The organism is Hydrogenophaga laconesensis, assembly GCF_031457235.1.
Lineage (GTDB): Bacteria > Pseudomonadota > Gammaproteobacteria > Burkholderiales > Burkholderiaceae_C > Hydrogenophaga > Hydrogenophaga laconesensis.
Genome location: NZ_JAVDWE010000008.1, coordinates 114,582 through 136,851, shown reverse-complemented (window position 1 = coordinate 136,851; position 22,270 = coordinate 114,582). Strand labels below are relative to the sequence as shown.

Below are 22,270 nucleotides of genomic sequence, written 5' to 3'. Positions count from 1 at the left end.
CGGGGCCCGTGGCACACTGCGCCGATGCCCCTCACCATCGATCCGGCCGAGGTCGAGTTCACCGCCATCCGCGCCCAGGGCGCGGGCGGGCAGAACGTGAACAAGGTCTCCAACGCGGTGCACCTGCGCTTCGCGGTGCACGCCTCTTCGCTGCCCGACGTGGTGAAAGAGCGCCTGCTGGCACTGAGCGACCAGCGCATCACCACCGAAGGCGTGGTGGTGATCAAGGCGCAGACCAGCCGCAGCCTGGAGCAGAACAAGGCCGAGGCGCTGGAACGTCTGCAGGCGCTCGTGGACAGCGTCGCCACCGTGCCCAAATCGCGCAGACCCACGAAACCGACGTTCGCTTCGAAGCAGCGGCGCCTGGAAGGCAAGGCGACACGGTCCACCGTGAAGCAACTGCGCGGCCGCGTGCGTTCGGCGGACTGACTTTCCGCAGCTTGCATTTTTTCGCACGATTGTGCAAAAATGCGGACCATGGACGCCAGAACCCAGAAAAGCGAAATGACACGCGCCGCCATCGTCGGCGCCGCGCTGGACCTCGCCGCCTCCGACAGCCTGCAGGCCATCACCCTGCAGGCCGTGGCCGACCGGATCGGCGTGTCCAAGAGCGGGGTGTTCTCGCGCGTCGGCTCGCGTGAGGCCTTGCAGAAGGCCGTGATCGAGGAGTTCGGTCGCCGCTTCGTCGCCGAGGTGTTCGTGCCCGCCATGCAGGTGCCCAAGGGCTTGCCGCGGTTAAGCGACATCGTGCGGCGCTGGTTCCTGCGCCTGCGCGATCAGGACATGCACAAGGGCTGCCTCTACACATCGGCCGCCTTCGAACTCGACGACCAGGAGGGTGAACTTCGCGATGTCCTCCTGGGCGAAGTCACGCGCTGGCGCGCCGCCGTGCGCCGTACCGCGCTGCAAGCCATCGAGGCCGGCCACCTGAAGGCCGACACCGACCCGGAGCAGCTTGTGGGCGAAATCTACAGCCTGGCGATCGGCCTTGTGCACGATGTGCGTTTTCTGCGCGACCCCCGCGCTGCGGACCGCACGCAGGCCACATGGGAACGGCTGGTCAGGACCTACCAGAGCTGACTCTTTTTTTGACCATTTTTCGCACGATTGTGCGATTTTTATTCAAACCACTGCAGGACATCCCCATGAGCACCACGCCATTGCAAACCGCATCGCACTACTACCAGGCCAACCCCGTCGCCCGTGGCTTGAGGTGGGCGCTGGGCATCTCCGAACGCCTCTGGCCTTCGCTGGCGGTACGCGGCGCCAGCCGCCTGTTCGGTACTCCGCTGCCACCCAAGTGGATGCACCGCCGGCAACCCGCGCTGGCCCTTTGGGAAGCGCAGCCATGGCCTTTCGAGCAGGCCAGCGTCACGCTCTACCGGCAGTCTGGCCAAGCGCAGGGGCGAACGGTTCTGCTGTTGCATGGATGGGGTGGGCACGCCGCGCAGATGCTGCCAATGGCCAGGGCCTTGGCAGACCAGGGCCTGCAGCCGGTGCTGATGGAGTTGCCCGCGCACGGCCGCAGCCGGGGTCGGACGAGCAATCTGGCGCAATTCGCGCGCGCCATCGAGTACGCGACCGCTCGTCTTCAACAACAGGGCCGCGAGATGACTGCCGTGGTGGCGCACTCGCTGGCAGCCAATGCGCTGGCCTATGCCGCCGCGCGCGGGCTGGCCGTCGACCGGCTGGTGCTGCTGGCACCGCCCGCCTCGCCCTACGAATACACGAGGCTCTTCGCCAGCGTGTTTGGTCTGAGCGAGCGCACGCGCGCGGGATTGCAGCAACGGGTGGAAGCGCGCGAGGGCATCCTCATGCCGCAGTTCGAACCCCGCGCCGTCGGTCCGCGTGTGACGGTTCCGACGCTGATCGTGCACGACCGGGGAGACCGCATCAACCGTTTTGCCGACGCCGAGGCCTACCGCGATGCGATCAGCGGGGCCCTGCTGATGGAAACCAACGGCCTGGGTCACACACGATTGCTGGCCGACGACGCGGTGGTGAAAGCGGTCGTGGCGCACGTGCGGGGTTGACCCCTCCCGCTCAACGCAGCACCGCTTCGCTGGGTGCGCGTCTGTGCTCCTTGAGCAAGGCAATGATCTCCTCGACATCCCTGTCATTCAGGCAGGCCTTGTCGAGCCTCTCTTCGACGCGTTGAAGCACCTGGCGGCTCAAGCGCATCGGGTTGGTGATGCTCAGGCCTTCATACGCTTCGCACGGCCCCGCCGGCTCGGCGTTGCCCTTCTTCTCTGCAGGCAGGCTTTCAATGCCAGAGGGCGATGCCGGCCGCCGGTTCAGATGCAGCTGCATGTCGTCGCTGAGCTGGCGCCGCTGTTCCGCTTCGATGGAAGGGCCTTGAGCGGCTGGCAGGACGGGTATTTCTGCGGCGGCTTTTCTGCAACCGATGGATGCCAAGCAAACCCTTGGAACAGCCGAGCTCATAAAGGAGAAACGAATTCAGCTCTCCAACTCCTTCATATCAAAATACAAATATCAGCGCAAATGAATAGCCCTGCGAAAATGCATCGCAGGGCGACATCCATTTGAAAGAGACTTTTCAAAACCCGTGGTAGAGAAGGAGGTGCTCGGCATGGATTTAACTCATACTGGAAACAATTGCCGGGCACCGTCGCTCACCCCTACCGGATGGGGTCCGTAATCACACGCTGCATTTTATGCACTACCCCCCCTCAGATCGAGTGAGTGGAGGCCGAATATAAGTCAGATCAATGATGCCATTTCCCCAAGGGTCTTCACCGATTATCCAAATTGTCTCGAGCACGAGTGCTCGACCTTCTGAACCGACAACGGGAATGGGGGCATAGTAGCGTCCGTCTTGGCCTACATATCCCGGAGCGGTATGAATGCCCTCCGAAATTTGGTGTTCCAAGGCAATCCAGTTTGTTCTATTAATTCCCAGCGCGTCGTCGAATCGACTCTCTTGATGGCCACCCACTGGGGGTAACTCGACTCCGAACGGCAACCGTCCGACGCCGTGCGGGGTACGGTAAGTTGGGTCGAGCATACGACGAAAATGGCCTGAATTCACATATGAGGCTTCAAGCCAAGGAAGCCTGTTCTCATAAGTCCCGCGCGGGGGATGAGGAGGGCGTTCTCTGCCGCTTGTTAACTGCGATATGACTCCACCCAAAGCCATGGAATCGCCTTTGGCAGCAGCGACGATCTGCCCGTTGGAATCGACCTTGATGTCGCCCTCGTGGCCCTTGACTTCGATGGCGTGGCCCTGCGGCGACGTGAGTTGTTCTTTGATCTTGCCGGCGCACTGGCCGCTGCGGCAGCTGACGTCGTTGAGCTCGCCGAGAGGTTCATCTGGGCACGATGCCGAACACCTTCTTGAGCAGGTACCGGTTGTGCGACACCCCCTGAGCGTTGGCCCCCGTGATGTTCACGATCGGTACCCCGTTGGGGTTCGTGTACACCTGCGTCCGCCCCACATCCACAGGCACCACCTGCGTGGACGCCTGACCCTGCGTCAACACCTGCGCCTGCGCCAGCGACACCACCGGCTGCACCACCACCTGCGTCAACAACACCACCCACGCCACCACCCGCCGGTAGCCCCTCAGACCAGGCGTTCCGGTATTCCGACCTCCATCACGCCCATCCCCCAAACCCATCACAACGCCTGTCCTGTTGCCCACCGCGATCCCCTCGCTCCGCTCGGTTCCGAAAAACCGCGCAGCTTAGGGACTCGATCACAGCGCGTCTCTACATCTCGACCAACTCACTACAGGGGCGATTGAAAAGTACTGAATTGGGAATGAGACAGATGCAACGACCGACGGCCCACGTGCGGGGCTGACCCCGCCAGTTCAGCGCATCGCCTCGCTGGGCGCGCGGCTGTGCTCGTTGTTGGTGTTGACCAGCAGGCGAAGCAGCTTCATGAACTCACCGCGCTGACGCTCGGACAGCGGCGCCAGGATGTGTTCCTGTGCCTGCAGCATGGCGGGCACTGCTTCGGCCAGCAAAGCCATGCCGGTGTCGGTGAGCACCAGTTGGCGAGAGCGCCTGTCCTCCGGCGAGGTGCGCCGCTCCAGCCAGCCCCGCGACTCCATGCGGTCGACCACGCCACCCGTGGTGGAGGCATCGAGTGCGATGGTGCGCGCGAGCGTGCGCTGGTCGATGCCGGGATGGTTTGAGACCGTCTGCAGCGCCGCGTACTGCACCGGCGTGATGCCCAGTTCCCCCAACTCCTGCAGGAAGATGCCCACCGAAATCTGGTGCAGGCGCCGGATGTTGTGACCGGGCTGGTCGTCGATGTCGATGGCCGAAGGCAGGCTGCGCTTCATGAGGTCTGCAAGAAGTCCGGGAGGTCCGGATGACGGACGGGGGTTGCCGGAATCCTAGCATCGCCCATACAATAAGTATACTTATCGTAAGCATGCATCACATGCTCAGGAGACACACATGACCTCGTCCCCCCAGGAACTTCCCGTGCTCGTGGCTGGCGGTGGCATTGGTGGACTGGCGGCCGCGCTGGCGCTGGTGCGCCAGGGATTCCGTGTGAAGGTGCTGGAGCAGGCGCCCGAGATTGGTGAGATCGGCGCCGGCATGCAGCTCGGCCCCAACGCCTTCCACGCGTTCGATGCGCTCGGTGTCGGCGAACAGGCGCGCAGCCGCGCGGTCTACACCGACTTCATGGTGATGCACGACGCGCTGGACGAATACCAGGTGGGCCACATCCCCACCGGTGAGGCTTTCCGGCAGCGTTTCGGCAACCCGTACGCGGTGATCCATCGCGCCGATGCGCACGGCTCGTTGCTGGAGGGGGTGCAGGCCGCGGGGCAGATCGAGTTCCTCACCTCCACGCGCGTCGAACGCATCGAGCAGAACGCCGATGGCGTGACCGTGCACGACCAGCGAGGCACCGCCCACCGCGGTCTGGCGTTGATCGGTGCCGATGGTGTGAAGTCCGTCGTGCGCCAGCAGTTCGTCGGCGACGAGGCGCGCGTCACGGGCCACGTGGTCTACCGCGCGGTGGTGGACAAGGCCGATTTTCCGGAAGACCTGCGCTGGAACGCGGCGAGCATCTGGGTCGGTCCGAACTGCCACCTGGTGCACTACCCGCTGCGCGGCGGCGAGCAGTACAACGTGGTCGTCACCTTCCACAGCCGTGGCACGGAGGAGTGGGGCGTGACCGAAGGCAGCAAGGAAGAGGTGCAGAGCTACTTCCAGGGCATCTGCCCGAAGGCGCGTCAGTTGATCGATCTGCCCAGGAGCTGGAAACGCTGGGCCACCGCCGACCGCGAGCCCATCGGCCAATGGAGCTTCGGCCGCGTCACACTGCTGGGCGATGCCGCCCACCCGACCACGCAGTACATGGCGCAGGGCGCCTGCATGGCCATCGAGGACGCGGTGACGCTGGGCGAGGCCTTGCGCGTGAATGGCAACGACTTCGAAAAGGCCTTCGACCTGTACCAGCGCTCGCGCATCGCGCGCACCGCGCGCATCGTGCTGAGCTCGCGCGAGATGGGGCGCATCTACCATGCCAAGGGCGTGGAGCGCCTGGTGCGCAATGACCTCTGGCGCGGCCGCAGCCCCGAGCGCTTCTACGATGCGATGGAATGGCTGTACGGCTGGAACGTTGAGAACTGTCTGGCCGCCCACTGAAGAATGCCCAGGAGACACCATGAACGACCTCGGACGACTCGAAGACCTGCCCGCCGACTACGTGGCCGAGCTGCGCTCGCACAACCTGGTGCCGCTGTGGCCCAGCCTGCGCGGGGTGCTGCCACCGAAGATGCCCACGCGCCAGACGCAGGCCACGCACTGGGCCTACCAATCCATCAAGCCCCTGCTGCTCAAGGCCGGCGAGCTCACACCGATCGAAAAGGCCGAGCGCCGCGTGCTGGTGCTGGCCAACCCGGGCCACACGCTGGAGAAGATGCAGGCCAGCGCGGCCATGTACCTGGGCATGCAGTTGCTGCTGCCGGGCGAATGGGCACCCAGCCACCGCCACACGCCCAACGCGGTGCGCATGGTGGTCGAAGGTGAAGGGGCCTGGACCACGGTGGACGGCGAGAAATGCCCGATGTCGCGCGGCGACCTGATCCTCACGCCGACGGGCCGCTGGCACGAACACGGCCACGACGGTGATCAGCCCGTCATCTGGCTCGACGTGCTCGATCTGCCGCTGATGTACTACCTGGAAGTAAGCTACCACCTCAACGGCGGACGCCAGGACATCCTGCCCGGCCGTGGCGATCGTGCCTATGCACGGCCAGGCCTCGTGCCCACACCGGTGTTCGGACGCAGCGGCAAGCGCTATCCCATGATGCGCTACCCCTGGGTCGACGCGCGCGCCGCGCTGCTCGGCCTCGCAGACGACCAGCCCGACCTCGCTCATGTGCAGGTGACCTACACCAACCCCGAATCGGGCGAAGACGCCGAGAACGTGCTGGGCTTTCATGCGCTGATGCTGCGCCCGGGCCAGACGCTGCAACTGCCGGCGCGTTCGCCGGCCGTGGTCTATCACGTGATCGAAGGCGCGGCGCGCGTGGCCACCGACGCCCAGGGTTTCGACCTCGTGGGCGCCGACACCTGCTGCATCCCCGGCTATACCGCCACCACGCTCACCAACGCCTCGGCCACCGAACCGGCCTTCCTGTTCGTCGCCGACGAGTCGCCGCTGCACCGCAAGCTCGGCGTCTACGAAGTGCGCCCCGACAACCAACCCTCGATGCCCTGACACGGCCCTGATTCCCGATGACCACCTACCTGTTCCCCCCGCCCGCCGTCGCCTCCGTTCCCGTGCGCGGCAAGACCGGGCACTTCCCCGTCAACCGACTGTTCTTCGTCGGCCGCAACTACCACGCGCATGCGGTGGAAATGGGCAAGCCCGTGGACAAGACGGCCGAGCGCCCCTTCTACTTCACCAAGGCACCTCAGACCCTGGCGCTGTCGGGCGCGACCACGCCTTACCCGAGCGAGACGAACAACTACCACTTCGAAATGGAACTGGTGCTGGCCGTCGGCAAGGCCGGTTTCCGCGTGAAGCCGGAGGATGCACAAGACATCATCTACGGCTATGCCTGCGGTCTGGACATGACCCGGCGCGACCTGCAACTGGTGGCGCGCGACAAGGGCCGCCCCTGGGACCTGGGCAAGGACGTGGAGCATTCGTCCGTGTGCAGCGAGATCGTGCCCATGCCCGGCGTGGTGATCGAGCGAGGTGCCATCGAACTCGCCGTCAATGGCGAGACGAAGCAGAAGTCCGACGTGGACAAGCTGATCTGGAACATCCGCGAGATCATTGCCGACCTCTCGCTCTTCTATCACCTGCAACCAGGCGACCTGATCTACACCGGCACGCCGGAAGGCGTGGGCGCGGTGCTGCCGGGCGACCGCATCACCGGCAGTGTGGAAGGTGTGGGCACGGTGGCCCTCACGGTGGGCCCCAGGCCCTGAGGACAACAGGCGCTGGCTATGATGCCAGCGTCATGACCACCACGCCCTCCTCCTCGCGCACGGTGCGCTGGCTGCTCTGGCTGGCCGGCACCGTGTCGCTGGCGCTGGGCCTCATCGGCGTGGTGGTGCCGGGGCTGCCCACCACGCCCTTCGTGCTGCTCGCGGCGGCCTGCTATGCCAAGGCCTCGCCGCGACTGCACTCCTGGCTGACCAACCACCGATTCCTGGGCCCCATGGTGCGGGACTGGGAAACACACCGCAGCCTGACCAGGCGCACCAAGACCATCGCCGTCGGCTCCATGCTGGTGATGGTGAGCCTGTCGGCCTGGGGGTTCCGCCACCAACCCTGGGCATTGGGCGGGCTGCTGGTGGCGGGCCTGGTAGGCGCCTGGGTGGTGCTGCGCATTCCCACGCGCAAGGCGTGACAGCGCCCACTTCCTGACCGCCGTCAGGCCGGCGGCCGCGACGGCGGCAGGCCCCACACCTGGCGCAGCACCGACAGGGCGGCCACGATGGCCGGGTCGTGCTCCGCGGTCCTCGGGTAGATGAAACTCAGCAGGGCCGCCACGCGTGTGTGCGGCCAGATCACCAGTTCCTCGCGCTCGGCCGCAGGCACCGCCATGTCTTCTCGCAGCAACGCCAGACCGAGGCCCGCCCGCACCAGGCTGAACGGCGCGGACGCGTCGTCGGACTCGACCACCTGGTTGGGCAGCAGGCCCTGACGCGAGAACATGTCGCGCAGCAGCGTCTGCGCGTGGCTGGCATGGGGCGTGCCGACCCACGGCATGTCGGCGATCTCGCGCCAGCCGGCATGCAACAAACGGTCGCGGTACGACACCGGCGCCACCACCCGGTAGCTGATGGTCTGCAGCGGGAGGCCGAGCACGTCGCGCGGGATGTGCGGCCCGATGTAGAACGCCGCCTGCAGCGTGGACGTGGCCACCGCCTCACGCAGCGTCTCTGCGTCGCCCGAACGGGTCTTGATGTCGAGCAAGGGCAAGGCCGCCACCAAGCCACCGAGCAGCGAACCCAGCCGCAGGGCATCGGAATCGCCCAGCGTGCCGATGACCAGCGAGCCCGACACCTCGCCCTGCATTTCGCGCGCACGCCCCATCAGCGCGCCCGCCGCTTCGAGCACCTTCTCGGCCTCTGGCAACAGTCGCTCCCCCGCTCGCGTGAGCGCGATGCGCCCGGGTCGCCGGTCGAACAGCGACACGCCCAGCTCTTCCTCCAGCGCCTTGATCTGCCCGGTGACCGCCGGCTGCGTGACGTGCAGGGCTTCGGCCGCTCGCGTGAGCTGGCCGATCCGCGCAACGGTGACGAACGCGCGGAGCTGGTAGATCTCCATGCCGGCGCGGCGCTCAGTGCGTGAGGAAGCGCGCCTGCGTGGGCTCGATGCCCAGCCGCACCTCGGCCCCCGGCGGAAACAGCGAGAGCCCGGAGTAGTGCGCCTGGTTGGCGACGATCAGCGCTTCGCCCACGCGCACCCGATAGCGCGAGGTTTCGCCCAGGAACTCCGAGCTTTCGACCCGCCCGTCCAGCCAGATGCGGGAGGCGTCGCCATGCTCGTCGCGCACGCGGATGTGCACGGTGTGTGGTCGGAACGACAGGGACGCCGGGCCCGCGCCCGGGCTTTCCTGGTTGCGCGGCAGCACCATCTCGCCCAGCCCATCGGCCTGGAAATGCAGGGTCTCGCCATTCACGCGCGTCACCCGGCCTTGCACCAGGTTGGCCGTGCCCACGAAGCTCGCCACGAAACGGTTGGCCGGGAAGTCGAACAGCGCGGCGGCCGTGCCCACCTGTTGCAGCACACCCTTGTCCAGCACGGCCATGCGGTCGGCGGTCGTCATCGCCTCTTCTTGGTCGTGCGTCACGAAGATGGTGGTCAGGCCCAGCGTGCGCTGCAGGTTCTTGAGCTCCTCGCGCATCTGCACGCGCAGGTTCTTGTCGAGGTTGGACAGCGGCTCGTCGAGCAGCAGCAGCTTGGGCTCGATCACCACCGTGCGCGCCAGCGCCACGCGCTGCTGCTGCCCACCCGACAGCTGGCTCGGCCGGCGCTGCGCGTAGTCCTGCAGGCCCACCAGTTCGAGCGCGGCAGCCACCTTGCGGCGCAGCGACTCCTTGGGCTCCTTGCGTTCCACCAGACCGAAGGCCACGTTGTCCCACACCGTCATGTGCGGCCACAGCGCGTAGTTCTGGAACACCATGCCCACGTTGCGCAGGTGCGGCGGCGTGCCGGTGATGTCCTTGCCATCGATCAGCAGTTCGCCCCGCTGGTGCTGGTTGAAGCCGGCGATGAGCCGCAGCAGCGTGGACTTGCCCGAGCCCGACGGACCGAGCAGCGCGAAGAACTCGCCCGGCTCGATGCGGATGTTGACGTCCTTGAGCACTTCGGTGCTGCCGTAGCTCAGGCTGATGTGGCGCGCTTCGAGGGAGACCTTGTTCAGATGCATGGCTGTCTTTCGAGTTGTCTGTCGTGGCGGGTTCAGGGCTGCGCGGCGCGATCGGGCGCTCGCGACTTCTCCACCACCCGGTGCGAGAGGTAGGTGCCGATGGCCACCACGACCACGGCGACCACGCCGAGTGCCGCGCCCGGCCCGCGCCCGGCAATGCTCTGCATGTAAAGGTAGATGCCGTAGCTCATGGGGGCCTGGCTCTGCGCCGAGGTGAGCAGGATGGTGGCAGAGAGCTCCACCGCCGCGGTGATGAAGCTGGTGACGAAGCCGGCGAGAATGCCCCCCATCATGAGCGGCACCATGATGCGCCGCACCGTGCTCACCTTGCCGGCTCCCAGGCTCTGCCCCGCTTCTTCGAGCGAGATGTGCACCTGCTGCAGCGCAGCCATGCACGAACGCAGCGCATAGGGCAGGCGGCGCACGGCGTAGGCGATCATGATCAGCACCCAGGTGCTGATCACGGGTGTGTCCGTGAACGGAATGTTGACGCCCTTGAACATCCGCAGGTAGCCAATGGCGAGCACCAGGCCCGGAATGGCTAGCGCGATCGAGGCGGTGTAGTCGAGCCAGCGGCGCGCTGGCAAGTTCGTGCGGAAGATCAGGTAGGCGATGAGCGTGCCCAGCACCACGTCCAGGCCAGCCGCCATCAGGCAATACTTCAGCGTGTTGGCCACCATCAGCTTGGAGTCGGTGAAGATGGTGGCGTAGTGTTCCAGCGTGTAGCTGTCTGGCAGCACCGAGAAGCTCCAGACCTTGGAGAACGACATCAGCAGAATGCCCAGGTGCGGTGCCAGCGTGACCACCAGGACGAAGACCACCCACGCATAGGCGAACACCGAGGCCAGACCGCGCAGCGGGCGGCGTTGCAGCGAGTTGCCGCCCTTCTGCAGCGTCGAGTAGTCCTTGCCCTTCATGACGCGCGCCGCCATCCACAACGCCAGGATGGACAGCACGATCATGATCACGCTGATAACGTAACCCAGCGGGTCCTCGATGCCCACCGACGTGATGCGCAGGTAGGCCTGGGGCGCGAGCATGTTGGTCACGCCCATCACGAGCGGCGTGCCGAGGTCGTCGAACACCTTCACGAACACCAGTGCCGCACCGGCCAGGTAGCCCGGCAACGACAGCGGAAAGATGATGCGCCAGAACAGGCGCCAGCCCCTGGCGCCCAGGTTCTGCGCCGACTCCTCCATCGCACCGTCGATGTTGCGCATGGCGGCCACGAGGTTGAGCAGGATGAACGGGAAGTAGTGAATGCTTTCGACGAAGGTCACGCCCACCAGGCCGTCCATGATGGGGATGGTGAATCCGAACCAGTCGTTGAGCAGCAGGTTGACCGAACCGCTGCGGCCGAAGATGAGTTGCAGCGCCACCGCGCCGACGAAAGGCGGCATGATCAGCGGCAGCACCCCCAGCGTCTGGATCAGCAGGGCGCCGCGAAACTCGAAACGCACCGTGAGGTACGCGAGCGGAATCGCGATCACCGACGCGAAGAACACCGAAGCCAGCGCCACCAGCAGGCTGTTGATCAGCGACTCGCGCAACAGGCTCTGGCCGAAGAAGTTGCTGAAATGCCCCAGCGTGGGCGAGCCGGTCTCCGTGACGAAGGCGGTATAGATCACCTCGCCGATCGGCAGCAGCAGGAACAGGAAGAGGAAGGCGAACACCAGGCCGGCCAGCAGCCAGTGGCCCCACACGATGGGGGGGCGCAGCCTGCGCGGCGCGGGCGCGGCGGAACCTGTCAGGACAGCGGACATGGGCATCTTTCCGGAGAAGAAGGGTCCCGCACGGCAGGCCGCCGTGGGGGCATCACTGGGCGTTCAGGCCTTCACTTGGCGAGCGCGGCGGCCTGGTTGGCCAGATCGCGCGCGCGCTCGTAATTGGCTTTGGCTTTCGAGCTCCACAGCTCCTCGAGCCCGGTGAGCTGCTTGGCCACCTCGACGTCGCGCTTGTTCTGGCGGAAGAGGTTGAGGAATTTCTCGTCCTTCACCATGGTCTCGGGCACCAGCGATGAATAGGCAAAGCTCTTGGCCTGGCGCAGCAACTCGCTGCCATGGGCATTGGGCTTGGCCTGCAGCCGGCGGTCTGCCTCGTGAATGGCTCGTGTGGCGGCCTGCAGCTCCTTGAGGCGGAAGGTCACCATCTGGTCGAACAGACTCACCACCACCTGGTAGCGGTTGCTGGAGAGATCGGTGTTGAACTGCACCTTGGCGCGCTTGGCGATCTCCTGCGCATCGGGGTAGTTGGCTGGCGCCTTGCCGCCGAACGAGGCATTGGGCAGCACCGGCAGGCGGCTGATCTTCGGATCGAATAGCAGCTCCTGGCCTTCCCGCGAGAGCGTGTAGGCGATGAACTTCTTCGCCTCGTCGGCGTTCTTGCCGCCGCTGATGAGCGCGATGTTGGCCGGCACCACCGCCGTCACCGACGGGTAGTGGAACTCCACCGGATAGCCCGAGTACTTGCCGGCCAGCCCGAAAAAGTCGATCACCATGCCAATGCCGTACTGGCCATTGTTCACGCCATCGGGCACCGCGAAGCTGCGGTCGGTCACGGCGGCGCAGTTGCCCGCGATCTGCAGCATCTGCGTCCAGCCCTTCTCCCAGCCTTCGCCCTGCAGGATGGTCTCGACGGTGAGGTGGGTCGTGCCGGAACGCGAGGGCGAGGAAATGGACACGTGGCCGAAGTAGACAGGCTTGGTGAGGTCGGCCCACTCGCGCGGCGCGGGCACCTTGTTGGCCTGCAGGTAGCGCGTGTTCCACATCAGGCCGTAGCCCGCCAGCGCCTGGCCGTAATACATACCGTCCGGGTCGTTGATGGGGTAGTTGCCCACCTTGGCGGGCACCTGGGTATTCTTCACTTCAGGGGCAGGCTGCAACAGCTTGTCCCGTGCCAGCACCTCGAAGGCATCCGGCGCCGAAGCCCACATCACGTCGGGGCGCTGGCCCACCGCCAGCTCCTTGATGTAGGCAATGCTGGCCGTGGTGTTCTTGTTGAGGATCTCGATCTTGATGCCGGGGTGGGCGGCTTCAAAGGCTTTCTTGTAGGCCTCTGTCAGTTCCTTGGGGAACGATGTGAGCACGGAGACCGTGCCGGCGTGCGCGGCGGAACACGCGACCACCAGGGAAAGAACCGCGACCTTCAGCGCTGTCTGTCGTGCCATGCCTGTCTCCATCGTTGTTTGTGACGGAAACAATTTAGCAACAGAAAGCGCGGCTCACCAATCATGGTTTCTGATGAGCCGCATAAATCGCGGCATGAGTCGGGTAAACCCCGAGCGTCAGCAGCGAGCCGGCCGCCGGGCCGCTCCCAAGGCCGGCTCGGCCCCCTCGGGGGGCAGCGACCCGCGCAGCGGCGGAGCGTGGGGGTTCATGTGGCCCTGCGTTCCAGCACTTCAAAGGCCGGCAGCGTCTTGCCTTCGAGCACCTCGAGGAAGGCGCCACCGCCGGTGGAGATGTAGCCCACCTCCTGCTCGATGCCGTACTTCGCAATGGCCGCCAGCGTGTCCCCGCCCCCCGCGATGCTGAACGCGCTGCTCTTCGCAATCGCCTGCGCGATGGCCTTCGTGCCACCCTCGAACGCCGCGAACTCGAACACCCCCACCGGCCCGTTCCACACGATCGTGCCCGCCTTCATGAGTTGTTCGGCCAGCTTCGCCGCCGTCTGCGGCCCGATGTCCAGGATCAGGTCGTCATCGGCCACCTCGGTGGCCAGCTTCGTGGTGGCCGGCGCGTCCGCCGCGAACGCCTTGGCCGTCACCACGTCGGTGGGGATCGGCACCTCCGCCCCCCGCGCCTTCATCGCCTCGATCACCGCTTTGGCCTGGTCCACCAGGTCCGGCTCGGCCAGGCTCTTGCCGATCTTCAGGCCCGCGGCCAGCATGAAGGTGTTGGCGATGCCACCACCGACGATCAGGTGGTCCACGTTCTTCGCCAGGCTCTGCAGGATGGTCAGCTTGGTGCTGACCTTGGAGCCCGCAACGATGGCCACGAGCGGGCGCTTCGGGGCGGCCAGGGCTTTGGCAATCGCGTCCATCTCGGCGGCCAGCAACGGGCCGGCCGAGGCGATGGGGGCGGTCTCGGCGATGCCGTAGGTGGTGCCTTCGGCGCGGTGCGCGGTGCCGAAGGCGTCGTGCACGAAGATGTCGCACAGGGCCCCGAGCTTCTTCGCCAGTTCGGGGCTGTTCTTCTTCTCGCCCACGTTCAGGCGGCAGTTCTCCAGCAGCACGACCTCGCCGGGGGCCACGGAGAAGTCGCCGTCGACCCAGTTGCTCACCAGGCGCACGGGCCGGTCCATGAGTTCGCCCAGGCGCGCGGCCACGGGGGCCAGGGAGTCTTCGGGCTTGAAGGCGCCTTCGGTGGGCCGGCCCAGGTGGCTGGTGACCATGACCGCCGCGCCGGCCTCCAGCGCCATGCGGATCGCGGGGATGCTCGCACGGATGCGGGTGTCTTCCGTGATGCGGCCCGTCTCGTCCTGCGGCACGTTGAGGTCCGCGCGGATGAAGACACGTTGGCCTTTGGCCTGGCCACTGGAACACAGATCGGAAAAGCGGATGAAGGACATGTTGGGCGTTCTGGTCGTCAAAAGAAGCCCGCATTGTAGGAAAAGCCCGGCCCCTCGCAGGGGGCCGGTCAGCCCGTGCGCAGGCGTTCGGTGACGCGCGTCACGGGCGGGCTCAGTGGCGCACCCGGCACGTGCCAGGTGCGCGACGCGGTCCGTTCACTTCTGTGGAGCCGCCTTCTTCTGCTGGATCAGCTTGGCCACCACCTCGCGAACCTTCTGCTGCTGAGACTGCTCTTCCATCCGTTGCTTCAGGTCGTCCTTGATCTTCTCGAAGGGCGCCACGTTGGCCTTGCGCTTGTCTTCCACTTTCACGTAGTAGCTCACCCCATCGACCACCGTGGCCGATTTCGACTGCTGCCCCTTGGGCAAGGCCAAAGCCACTTTGACGACTTCGCCGGGAATGCCGTAGGCCCCCGCCTCGGTCACCGGATCTTTCAGGTTGAGCCAGGGCATCAGACCACCGTTCGCCTTGGTGCTCAGGTCGCTGTGCTGGGCCGCCACGTCTTCGAACTTGGCACCACGCTTGAACATGGCGGCCACCGCGTCGTTCTTTTCCGACGATCTCACGGCGATCAGTCGGAGCAGCGTGTCCTGCGGCGCCATCGCCTGGACGATGGCGTCGTACTCCTGACGCGCCTGGGCGTCGGAGACCTCGGCGGGCCGGGACTTCTCGGAGAGATACGTGTCCACCAGAATTTCCGTGGCCGCCTCACGGGTTTTTTGCTGCACGTCCGGACGGTTCGCGTAACCCTCGGCCTGTGCCGCGTCCCTGACAAGCTTGCGCACCGCGAGCTCCATGGCCACCTTGCTCCTGATTTCCTGGGAATCGGCCATGCCCCGCATGCCCAGCACCTCGCTGATCTCGGCCGCGGTCACCTGCACGCCTTCAAGGGGTTGGACCACCTCGGTGGCGGCTTGCGCCTGTGCCGAGGCGGCAGCGCCACCCAGAAGCGCAGCAAAGGCGATAGAGGACAGCAGGTGGGTTGTTTTGAGTTTTTTCATGATTGGGAATTTTTGTATTCAGAAAGGCATGGAGCCTCGGACGAAAACCTGCCCCTTTTCCTGGGGAATCGCATTTCTGCGGACGGGCCGGCTGTAGACAACATCAAGAGAAAATGAACGGCCTGCGAACTTCATTCCATATGACACTCCTTCCAGGTTGACGGGGTGGCCTGACAGGGAATTCCGTGCGCTCACGTGCCCGATATCCCAGCCCAGATACGGGGTCCACAGGAACTGCCCAACGGGCCAGCCGACCACCACAGGCCATGAAAGGGTGTTTCTGAAGAGCACCCCCGAGCTGCCGGTGGCCGAATGCTTGGAGAACCCTCTGACGGACGAGGGGCTCCCGATGGCGAACTGCGATGCCGAATACAACGCATCGCCGGATGACTGAATTTCAAGTTGGGAACTGAGATTCACCGGTCCGAACGAACTGTCGAGGCCTGCCGTCAACCGGTAGGCAGAAAACCTCGAACTCGGGTACTGAGGATCGATCCGGGAGATGTCCCACACGCCGCCAAACGCCCCAATGCCTTTGAGCCAGGTCAGGGATCCCTGCAACGTGCCGCCCGCGGGAAGGTGGACGCGAGTCTTGAGCTCGAGCTCCAGGGACGACAGACGCGGGCTCTGCAACTCCAGGATCTGGTCTGCAAACCGGTTCCTGGATTTGCTGGTCTTCAGCCGGGCCTCAAAAGCCGTTCGAGACTGGCTGTTGCGCATCAGCAGACGCTCCCACCCCAGCGCAAGCGTGTCCCATCGGCCGGTGTAGCGCGGCACCAGGCCGGACGCCAGCGGCACGGGGTATTCGTATTGCCCGCCCTGCCAGCTCAGGGAGTACTGGTTCAACCCATAGGGAAACTGGTACTGCAGCGAGTAGGAGGCCGAGTAGGCGTCACGCACCGTCGTGCGCTGGCTGCCCTTGACGGAGACATACAGGCTGTCCTGGATACCCAGGACGTTGTCGAAGGAGCCACCCAGCGTCCATTGCCAGACGCCCGTGTTCTTCCCCCCCAGGTTGTCCACCCCCAGGTTGAAGCGCTGCTGCCTGGACAGCACGTTCTGGTAGACCACGATCGACCCGCCCAGCTTCGTGCCTGGCTGGATGCTGACCCGGGCGTTGTTGGAACCGAGCGCATTGATCTTTTCCAGACCCTCTTCCAACTCCCACATGTCCAGCAGGCGGCCTTCATGGCCGGGAAACACCATGTCCAGGGAGGTGTCGTCGGTGTTGGCTTTCCGGATTTCCTCGATGAATCCGGCCACCACGAGCAGGTTGAGTTTGCGATCCTGGGACTGCAGGCGCACGGCGCGTGTGGTGATCAGGCCCAGGCCGATGTAGTGTTCGTTGAGCAGGGCAATGATCTCCTCGACATCCCTGTCATTCAGGCAGGTCTTGTCGAGCCTCTCTTCGACGCGTTGAAGCACCTGGCGGCTCAAGCGCATCGGGTTGGCGATGTTCAGGCCTTCGTACGCTTCGCACGGCCCCGCCGGTACCGCTTCGCTGGGGTTCTGCGTAGGAAGGCCGTCGATGCCCGGTGGCGGCGGTCGCCTGTTCAGGCGCAGCTGCATGTCCTCGTTGAGCTGGCGTCGCTGCTCCGCTTCAATTGACGGGCCTTGTGCCACCAACACAGCCTGCATCTCTGAGGCAATCGCGCCAGCCTCCAGCCAACCGGCACAGGAAATCAGGACGCACACCACCCGGGCCATCGAACTGCTCGATACATACCCCGCATGCAACTTCAATTCGCGACTCTTTTCTATCCACTCAGGATGCGTAAAACAAAAAAACCCCGCGGCTTTAGCTGCAGGGTCATAGCTGCCCTGCGGCAACTTGGTTGGTCCATGTAACGAGCGACCCGGTGGAAATTCTTAACGCAGGGAGGGGAACACCCGCCATCAAGTAACGAAGGCGAGACTGACCGACTCGAAATGGTTTCGCCGCGACATGGAGCAAATCTCGACAAGAGCCGCACAAAGCCTGCCCCAACGTGGGGAGATGCGGCGGATTTCAGACGGCTCCGCTTCCGCCCTCGCCACCACCGACCCCTGCAAGAGGCGATTGAAACGGGTTGGATGCAGAACGGATTGAGTCAGACGTCAGCCAATCTGATGCTCGCGCGAAGAACGCACGACCCCTTTGCGGACGCGATGCGCATGGCAAAGAGATGCGGCACCGCTGCGCTCGCGGTGCCGGTCCGTCACCAGCCCAGACCCAGGCGCAAGGGGAGGTACACCGCCATGCCGCAGACGATGGTGCCGAGCACGCCACGCTTCCAGAAGAACCAGGCCATGCCGGCCGCTGCGGCAAAGAGCCGAGGGTCCTTCCAGGTGGCAATGAGCGCGCCCTGGTTCATCACGATTTCGGGAACGATCACCGCAGCCAGCGCCGCAATGGGGGCGTATTGCAGGCCGCGCTGCGCCCAGTGAGGCAGGCTCCAGGGCTTGCTGGAGATGAAGAAGAAGCCGCGCGTGATCACCGTGATGCAACCCAGCAGCACGATGGTGAGCAACGTCCAGGGATCGAGGTCAAGCATGGTGCGCTCCAGGCCCCGGTCCTTCCGGACGGAATTTTTCAAGCACGAGGCAGATCGCCACAGCACTGGCAATGGCCACCAGGATGTTCAGCTTGAGAGGCAAGGCCCACGCGGCCACCGCAGCCGCGCCGGCCACACCCGCCGAGACGATTCGCAACCGGGATGACGCCAGCGAACACAGCACGCCCAGCAACGCCAGGATGCCGGCGAAGCCCAGGCCCCAGGTGACGGGAATCGCATTGGCCAAAGCGATGCCGATCAGGCTGGCGCCCATCCAGGCCACGTAGTTCACCGCGCAGTTGCCCATCAGATAGGCCTGCTGTTGCGCGAGCTCTTCCGCATTGGTGCCCGGATGGGGAAAGCGGCGCGCGAAGAACACATAGCTCAGGTCTCCGGTGACATAACCCTTGAGCAGGCGCTCCCAGCGCGGCAGGTGCATGAGGTAGGGCCTCAGGTGCGCCGAGAAAACCACGAACCGCAGGTTCACGCAGAAGGCCGCCGCCAGGATCACCCACAGCGGCGCGCCGGAAGCGATCATGGGCACGGCGGCCAGCTGGGCGCTGCCGGCGTACACGATCAGCGTCATGAGCACGGCCTCCAGCGCAGACAGGCCCGACTGCACCATCGCCACACCCGTCATCAACCCCCACGCAGCGATGCCCATGGCCACCGACACCTGGTCGCGCACGCCGTCCCAGTACTCAGGACGCTCGCGGTATTCGCGGCGATGGAACATCAGCCCCCCTCTTTCGTCGGCACGACGGCGTCCAGCACCTGCCCGGGCGCAAGCGCAAAGCCGCGCAGGAAATCCGCCGCCGCGAGACGCTTGCCACCCGCGCGCTGCAACTCGGTCAGCGCCAACGCCCCCGCGCCGGTGGCCACACGGATGCCTTCGGCGCCGGCCGCCAGCACCTCGCCAGGCGAGCCTCCGACAGCCCCCTCCATGGCATGAGCAGCCCATACCTTGATCGCATCGCCCGTCCACGAGGTGGCTGCGCCGGGAAATGGATTGAACGCACGAATGCGCCGTGCAAGCACCTCCGCTGGAAGGGTCCAGTCGATCGCGGCTTCGGCCTTCTCGATCTTGTGGGCATAGGTGACGCCCTCGTCGGGCTGTGGCCGGGCCCGGAGACCGCCGCAAGCGGCGAGCTCCAGCGCTTCGACGATCAGGCGGCCGCCCAGCGTGGCCAGGCGGTCGTGCAGGCTGCCCGTGGTGTCTTCATCGCGGATCGGAGCGCTTTCCGACAACAGCATGTCGCCAGTGTCCAGGCCCGCGTCCATCTGCATGATGGTGACGCCCGTTTGCACATCGCCCGCCTCGATGGCGCGATGGATGGGCGCCGCGCCACGCCAGCGCGGCAACAGCGAGGCGTGGATGTTGAAGCAGCCGAGACGCGGTGTGTCGAGCACCCACTGCGGAAGGATCAGGCCATAGGCCGCGACGACCATGGCGTCGGCCTGCGCTGCTTCGATGGCTTCGCGCGCGGCGGCAGCGTCGTCCGGGTACTTGCCATCGAGACGCAGGCCGCGCGGCTGTACCACCGGGATGTTCTGCTCGAGCGCGAGCTGCTTCACCGGCGAGGCCTGCAGCTTCATACCCCGCCCCGCGGGGCGGTCGGGTTGCGTCAGCACGAGGGGCGCGCGGAAGCCCGCCGCCAGCATGCGTTCCAGCGCCACACGCGCAAATTCCGGCGTGCCGGCAAAGATGATGTTCATGAAAGGGATAGGGATCTGATGGCGCGACGCCACGCACCATCAGGGGTGGGAAACAGCGTCGACGGGATCACCCAGCAACTGGTCATCGGAGAACATCAGTTGCCGCACCACGCCCGAGGCGTCCAGATGCACATGCGCCTGGCGTGGGCGGGTCGCCTCCAGGTAGCGGTAGGACCAGACCTCACCCTCAAAGCGTGCCACGCGCTCCACCATGGCAGGGCGCCCCATGCCGCGCAACACATCGTCTCGCGTCCAGCGGCCAATCTGAACATGCTGAAGCAGCCAGCCCGCCTCCATCACCTGCTCATACCGAACCAGGCGGCCATCCGTGCCGAGGTCGAGGTTGTGCACCCAGGGGCCCGATGGTTGGCCGGAGTACTGCAGGCGTGTGCCATCGGGCAACCGGTGGACCAGCGTCGGGCGGCCCAGCAGCGCTTCAATGTCGGCGCGCGAGGTGCCGGGCGCCACGCGTTCGGGCATCAACGAGCAACCGGCCAGCGCCACAGCGGTGGCCAGAAGCCAGCAACGCAGGACCACGTTCATGCGCGCACGGCCTCGCGTTGCGCCTTGACCAGTTTGGACTTGATGCGGTCCCGCTTGAGCGGCGACAGGTACTCGACAAACACCTTGCCCATCAGGTGGTCCATCTCGTGCTGGATGCACACTGCCAGCATGCCTTCGGCCTCGATGGTGCGTTCAACGCCCTGCCCATCCAGCGCACGCACGCGCACAGCAGTCGAACGTTCCACCCCATCGTAGATACCGGGCACCGAGAGGCACCCCTCTTCGCCCTTGCGCTTCTCAGGGCTGGCCCATTCGATCACCGGGTTGATCAGCACGAGGCGTTCATCTCGCGTCTCGCTCACGTCGATCACGATCAGGCGTTCGTGCACGTCGACCTGCGTGGCGGCCAGCCCGATGCCATTGGCGTCGTACATCGTGTCGAACATGCGCTCGATCAACTCGCGGGTGCGGTCGTCCACCACCTGAACCGGTTTGGCCACGGTGTGCAGGCGCGGATCGGGGTAGCGCAGGATGGTCAAAAGCGACGGCGGGTTCATGAAAATCGTTGATATTGGAGTGGGGCCACGCGAAGCTCCAACTGTACCGGGGCGACAGCTGGCAGCATGCCGGTGACAGGCGGAAGACGATGTCGCTATTTTCGCCACTTTTGCCACGACGCGCGAAAATCATCCACCATAAACATTGTCCAATCAAAGGCTTGGGCGCAAAATCAAAAGCGACTTGTCAAGACACGAGCGCCGTCGGCGACCGGCTGCGCAACGCGGTCTGAATGCCGATGATCGCCGCCCAGGGGCCACTTCCATGCCATTGCAACTCCGCCAGACCGCTGAATTCACGTCCTTTCGCAAGCTGCGTCCGCTGGCCTGCGCCACCGCGGTGATCGCGACCTTCATCGCCAGCGGCGCATTGGCCCAGAACTTCCCCATCACCCCCGGCCAGCGTGCCACCGCCGACCAGGTGGCCCAGGCCGGTGTGCCGTTGTCTGAACTGGCACCGAACGCCCCGGACAGCTACACGATCAAGCGCGGCGACACGCTGTGGGCCATCTCTGGCGTGTTCCTCAAGACGCCATGGCGCTGGCCTGAACTCTGGGGCATGAACCGGCAGGACATCCAGAACCCCCACCGCATCTACCCAGGCCAGGTTCTGTACCTCGTCAAGTCAGGTGACCGCGCCATCCTCAGCACCCGTCCGGCCGGCAATGGCGACACATCCACGGTGCGCGTTTCGCCACGCACCCGCTACGAAAGCCTGGGCGATTCGGCGATTCCGCCCGTGTCGCTGCAGGCCATCGAGTCTTTCCTGACCGAACCCATGATCGTGGACGAGGCAACGTTCTCGCGCGCACCTCGCATCGTGGCCACGCAGGAGAACCGCGTGCTGCTCACGCGTGGCGACCGGGCCTACGCCCGTGCGCTGTACGGCGATGGCCCGCAAAGCGAGCCGCTGCAGGTCACCGACGGCAAGTCGATCGACTACCGCGTCTTCCGCAACGCCACGCCCCTGCGCGATCCCACCACCGCAGAGATCCTGGGCTACGAAGCCCAGTACGTGGGCAAAGCCCAGCTGGTGAGCGGTGAGACCCAACGGCCTGCCGCGGACGCCAATGGCAAGACGGTCAGCGAGATCGTGCCCGCCGCGATCGACATCGTGTCGGCCAAGGAAGAGATGCGTGTGGGCGACCGCCTGTTGCCGGAACCGGAGCGCGAACTCACCAACTTCATTCCGCGCGCGCCCGAAACGGCGCAGAGCGGCCAGGTCGTCTCGGTGTACGGCAATGCCGTGCGCTACGCCGCGCAGAACCAGGTGGTTGCCATCAACCGGGGCCGTGCACATGGCCTCGAGCGCGGCCACGTGCTGGCGCTGCAGCGCGAGAGCAGCCTCGTCACCGACACCACCGACCAGACCCGTCCGCAACTGCGCCTGCCGGGCGAGCGCAATGGCCTGATGATGGTGTTCCGCACCTTCGACAAGGTGTCCTACGCGCTGGTGCTGCAAATCACCGATGGCGTGAAGGTCGGCGACCGCTTCGTCAATCCCTGACCG

23 protein-coding genes are annotated in these 22,270 nt (G+C 65.4%); 8 read left to right on the top strand and 15 right to left on the bottom strand.

What is annotated here, in order from left to right:
• Nucleotides 1-24 precede the first annotated feature (24 nt).
• From arfB to J2X09_RS15170, 3 genes are all read left to right on the top strand, one after another.
• A complete protein-coding gene (gene arfB, locus J2X09_RS15180) occupies nucleotides 25-429 on the top strand; it encodes an alternative ribosome rescue aminoacyl-tRNA hydrolase ArfB (RefSeq protein WP_204734232.1) in 405 nt (134 codons plus the stop codon).
• 48 nt (nucleotides 430-477) lie between these two features.
• Entirely contained in the window at nucleotides 478-1,080 is a 603-nt protein-coding gene (locus J2X09_RS15175; protein ID WP_204734231.1) for a TetR/AcrR family transcriptional regulator, read from the top strand.
• 65 nt (nucleotides 1,081-1,145) lie between these two features.
• Nucleotides 1,146-2,033 carry an alpha/beta fold hydrolase gene (locus J2X09_RS15170; RefSeq protein ID WP_204734230.1) on the top strand — a complete coding sequence of 296 codons (888 nt, stop codon included), beginning with the start codon at nucleotides 1,146-1,148 and terminating at the stop codon, nucleotides 2,031-2,033.
• 10 nt (nucleotides 2,034-2,043) lie between these two features.
• Here J2X09_RS15170 and J2X09_RS15165 read toward each other — a convergent pair whose 3' ends face one another.
• The 3 genes from J2X09_RS15165 to J2X09_RS15155 form a co-directional block, all read right to left on the bottom strand.
• Complete coding sequence (locus J2X09_RS15165; protein WP_204734229.1) at nucleotides 2,044-2,442, bottom strand: hypothetical protein; 399 nt, start codon at nucleotides 2,440-2,442, stop codon at nucleotides 2,044-2,046.
• A gap of 884 nt (nucleotides 2,443-3,326) precedes the next feature.
• A complete protein-coding gene (locus J2X09_RS15160) occupies nucleotides 3,327-3,554 on the bottom strand; it encodes a hypothetical protein (protein ID WP_204734228.1) in 228 nt (75 codons plus the stop codon).
• A gap of 279 nt (nucleotides 3,555-3,833) precedes the next feature.
• Complete coding sequence (locus J2X09_RS15155) at nucleotides 3,834-4,310, bottom strand: MarR family winged helix-turn-helix transcriptional regulator (protein ID WP_204734227.1); 477 nt, start codon at nucleotides 4,308-4,310, stop codon at nucleotides 3,834-3,836.
• Between the two features lie 118 nt (nucleotides 4,311-4,428).
• Here J2X09_RS15155 and J2X09_RS15150 point away from each other — a divergent pair, with 118 nt between their 5' ends.
• From J2X09_RS15150 to J2X09_RS15135, 4 genes are read left to right on the top strand one after another with little or no spacing between them, the layout of a single operon-like run.
• Complete coding sequence (locus J2X09_RS15150) at nucleotides 4,429-5,631, top strand: 3-hydroxybenzoate 6-monooxygenase (RefSeq protein ID WP_204734226.1); 1,203 nt, start codon at nucleotides 4,429-4,431, stop codon at nucleotides 5,629-5,631.
• Between the two features lie 19 nt (nucleotides 5,632-5,650).
• Nucleotides 5,651-6,709, top strand: a complete 1,059-nt coding sequence (locus J2X09_RS15145; RefSeq protein ID WP_204734225.1) for a cupin domain-containing protein — start codon at nucleotides 5,651-5,653, stop codon at nucleotides 6,707-6,709.
• Between the two features lie 17 nt (nucleotides 6,710-6,726).
• Complete coding sequence (locus J2X09_RS15140) at nucleotides 6,727-7,428, top strand: fumarylacetoacetate hydrolase family protein (protein WP_204734224.1); 702 nt, start codon at nucleotides 6,727-6,729, stop codon at nucleotides 7,426-7,428.
• Nucleotides 7,429-7,460: 32 nt separating this feature from the next.
• Nucleotides 7,461-7,853, top strand: a complete 393-nt coding sequence (locus J2X09_RS15135) for a YbaN family protein (protein WP_204734223.1) — start codon at nucleotides 7,461-7,463, stop codon at nucleotides 7,851-7,853.
• Between the two features lie 23 nt (nucleotides 7,854-7,876).
• Here J2X09_RS15135 and J2X09_RS15130 read toward each other — a convergent pair whose 3' ends face one another.
• The 12 genes from J2X09_RS15130 to def form a co-directional block, all read right to left on the bottom strand.
• The gene (locus J2X09_RS15130) at nucleotides 7,877-8,776 is read right to left on the bottom strand and encodes a LysR family transcriptional regulator (protein WP_204734222.1); all 900 of its coding nucleotides are present in this window, start codon (nucleotides 8,774-8,776) and stop codon (nucleotides 7,877-7,879) included.
• 13 nt (nucleotides 8,777-8,789) lie between these two features.
• On the bottom strand, nucleotides 8,790-9,875 hold the full coding sequence (locus J2X09_RS15125) for an ABC transporter ATP-binding protein (protein ID WP_204734359.1): 1,086 nt from the start codon (nucleotides 9,873-9,875) through the stop codon (nucleotides 8,790-8,792).
• 38 nt (nucleotides 9,876-9,913) lie between these two features.
• Nucleotides 9,914-11,644 carry an ABC transporter permease gene (locus J2X09_RS15120; RefSeq protein WP_374726508.1) on the bottom strand — a complete coding sequence of 577 codons (1,731 nt, stop codon included), beginning with the start codon at nucleotides 11,642-11,644 and terminating at the stop codon, nucleotides 9,914-9,916.
• Nucleotides 11,645-11,715: 71 nt separating this feature from the next.
• On the bottom strand, nucleotides 11,716-13,047 hold the full coding sequence (locus J2X09_RS15115; protein ID WP_204734220.1) for an ABC transporter substrate-binding protein: 1,332 nt from the start codon (nucleotides 13,045-13,047) through the stop codon (nucleotides 11,716-11,718).
• A gap of 206 nt (nucleotides 13,048-13,253) precedes the next feature.
• Nucleotides 13,254-14,447: a phosphoglycerate kinase gene (locus tag J2X09_RS15110; protein WP_204734219.1), complete on the bottom strand. Its 1,194-nt coding sequence runs from the start codon at nucleotides 14,445-14,447 to the stop codon at nucleotides 13,254-13,256.
• 156 nt (nucleotides 14,448-14,603) lie between these two features.
• Nucleotides 14,604-15,449 carry a peptidylprolyl isomerase gene (locus tag J2X09_RS15105; RefSeq protein ID WP_204734218.1) on the bottom strand — a complete coding sequence of 282 codons (846 nt, stop codon included), beginning with the start codon at nucleotides 15,447-15,449 and terminating at the stop codon, nucleotides 14,604-14,606.
• 18 nt (nucleotides 15,450-15,467) lie between these two features.
• Nucleotides 15,468-17,279, bottom strand: a complete 1,812-nt coding sequence (locus J2X09_RS15100; RefSeq protein WP_204734217.1) for a ShlB/FhaC/HecB family hemolysin secretion/activation protein — start codon at nucleotides 17,277-17,279, stop codon at nucleotides 15,468-15,470.
• A 368-nt stretch (nucleotides 17,280-17,647) separates the two neighbouring features.
• Nucleotides 17,648-17,983 carry a branched-chain amino acid transport AzlD family protein gene (locus J2X09_RS15095; protein WP_204734216.1) on the bottom strand — a complete coding sequence of 112 codons (336 nt, stop codon included), beginning with the start codon at nucleotides 17,981-17,983 and terminating at the stop codon, nucleotides 17,648-17,650.
• The gene (locus J2X09_RS15090) at nucleotides 17,976-18,719 is read right to left on the bottom strand and encodes an AzlC family ABC transporter permease (RefSeq protein WP_204734215.1); all 744 of its coding nucleotides are present in this window, start codon (nucleotides 18,717-18,719) and stop codon (nucleotides 17,976-17,978) included. Before J2X09_RS15090 ends, J2X09_RS15095 begins: the two co-directional genes overlap by 8 nt.
• The gene (fmt, locus tag J2X09_RS15085; RefSeq protein ID WP_204734214.1) at nucleotides 18,719-19,699 is read right to left on the bottom strand and encodes a methionyl-tRNA formyltransferase; all 981 of its coding nucleotides are present in this window, start codon (nucleotides 19,697-19,699) and stop codon (nucleotides 18,719-18,721) included. Before fmt ends, J2X09_RS15090 begins: the two co-directional genes overlap by 1 nt.
• Nucleotides 19,700-19,738: 39 nt before the next feature.
• Nucleotides 19,739-20,242: a hypothetical protein gene (locus J2X09_RS15080; protein WP_204734213.1), complete on the bottom strand. Its 504-nt coding sequence runs from the start codon at nucleotides 20,240-20,242 to the stop codon at nucleotides 19,739-19,741.
• Nucleotides 20,239-20,760 (bottom strand): peptide deformylase, encoded by a 522-nt coding sequence (gene def, locus J2X09_RS15075; protein ID WP_204734212.1) that lies wholly within the window; start codon nucleotides 20,758-20,760, stop codon nucleotides 20,239-20,241. The genes J2X09_RS15080 and def overlap by 4 nt, the downstream gene beginning before the upstream one ends.
• Nucleotides 20,761-21,025: 265 nt before the next feature.
• Between def and J2X09_RS15070 the strand changes: the two genes are divergently transcribed.
• The gene (locus J2X09_RS15070; RefSeq protein ID WP_204734211.1) at nucleotides 21,026-22,267 is read left to right on the top strand and encodes a LysM peptidoglycan-binding domain-containing protein; all 1,242 of its coding nucleotides are present in this window, start codon (nucleotides 21,026-21,028) and stop codon (nucleotides 22,265-22,267) included.
• Nucleotides 22,268-22,270 lie beyond the last annotated feature (3 nt).

What these genes read in the sequence shown, in the direction of transcription:
- arfB (WP_204734232.1), top strand. Translation starts at nt 25, where the DNA reads ATGCCCCTCACCATCGATCCGGCCGAGGTCGAGTTCACCGCCATCCGC.
- J2X09_RS15175 (WP_204734231.1), top strand. Translation starts at nt 478, where the DNA reads ATGGACGCCAGAACCCAGAAAAGCGAAATGACACGCGCCGCCATCGTC.
- J2X09_RS15170 (WP_204734230.1), top strand. Translation starts at nt 1,146, where the DNA reads ATGAGCACCACGCCATTGCAAACCGCATCGCACTACTACCAGGCCAAC.
- J2X09_RS15165 (WP_204734229.1), bottom strand. Translation starts at nt 2,442, where the DNA reads ATGAGCTCGGCTGTTCCAAGGGTTTGCTTGGCATCCATCGGTTGCAGA.
- J2X09_RS15155 (WP_204734227.1), bottom strand. Translation starts at nt 4,310, where the DNA reads ATGAAGCGCAGCCTGCCTTCGGCCATCGACATCGACGACCAGCCCGGT.
- J2X09_RS15150 (WP_204734226.1), top strand. Translation starts at nt 4,429, where the DNA reads ATGACCTCGTCCCCCCAGGAACTTCCCGTGCTCGTGGCTGGCGGTGGC.
- J2X09_RS15145 (WP_204734225.1), top strand. Translation starts at nt 5,651, where the DNA reads ATGAACGACCTCGGACGACTCGAAGACCTGCCCGCCGACTACGTGGCC.
- J2X09_RS15140 (WP_204734224.1), top strand. Translation starts at nt 6,727, where the DNA reads ATGACCACCTACCTGTTCCCCCCGCCCGCCGTCGCCTCCGTTCCCGTG.
- J2X09_RS15135 (WP_204734223.1), top strand. Translation starts at nt 7,461, where the DNA reads ATGACCACCACGCCCTCCTCCTCGCGCACGGTGCGCTGGCTGCTCTGG.
- J2X09_RS15130 (WP_204734222.1), bottom strand. Translation starts at nt 8,776, where the DNA reads ATGGAGATCTACCAGCTCCGCGCGTTCGTCACCGTTGCGCGGATCGGC.
- J2X09_RS15120 (WP_374726508.1), bottom strand. Translation starts at nt 11,644, where the DNA reads ATGTCCGCTGTCCTGACAGGTTCCGCCGCGCCCGCGCCGCGCAGGCTG.
- J2X09_RS15115 (WP_204734220.1), bottom strand. Translation starts at nt 13,047, where the DNA reads ATGGCACGACAGACAGCGCTGAAGGTCGCGGTTCTTTCCCTGGTGGTC.
- J2X09_RS15110 (WP_204734219.1), bottom strand. Translation starts at nt 14,447, where the DNA reads ATGTCCTTCATCCGCTTTTCCGATCTGTGTTCCAGTGGCCAGGCCAAA.
- J2X09_RS15105 (WP_204734218.1), bottom strand. Translation starts at nt 15,449, where the DNA reads ATGAAAAAACTCAAAACAACCCACCTGCTGTCCTCTATCGCCTTTGCT.
- J2X09_RS15095 (WP_204734216.1), bottom strand. Translation starts at nt 17,983, where the DNA reads ATGCTTGACCTCGATCCCTGGACGTTGCTCACCATCGTGCTGCTGGGT.
- J2X09_RS15090 (WP_204734215.1), bottom strand. Translation starts at nt 18,719, where the DNA reads ATGTTCCATCGCCGCGAATACCGCGAGCGTCCTGAGTACTGGGACGGC.
- fmt (WP_204734214.1), bottom strand. Translation starts at nt 19,699, where the DNA reads ATGAACATCATCTTTGCCGGCACGCCGGAATTTGCGCGTGTGGCGCTG.
- J2X09_RS15080 (WP_204734213.1), bottom strand. Translation starts at nt 20,242, where the DNA reads ATGAACGTGGTCCTGCGTTGCTGGCTTCTGGCCACCGCTGTGGCGCTG.
- def (WP_204734212.1), bottom strand. Translation starts at nt 20,760, where the DNA reads ATGAACCCGCCGTCGCTTTTGACCATCCTGCGCTACCCCGATCCGCGC.
- J2X09_RS15070 (WP_204734211.1), top strand. Translation starts at nt 21,026, where the DNA reads ATGCCATTGCAACTCCGCCAGACCGCTGAATTCACGTCCTTTCGCAAG.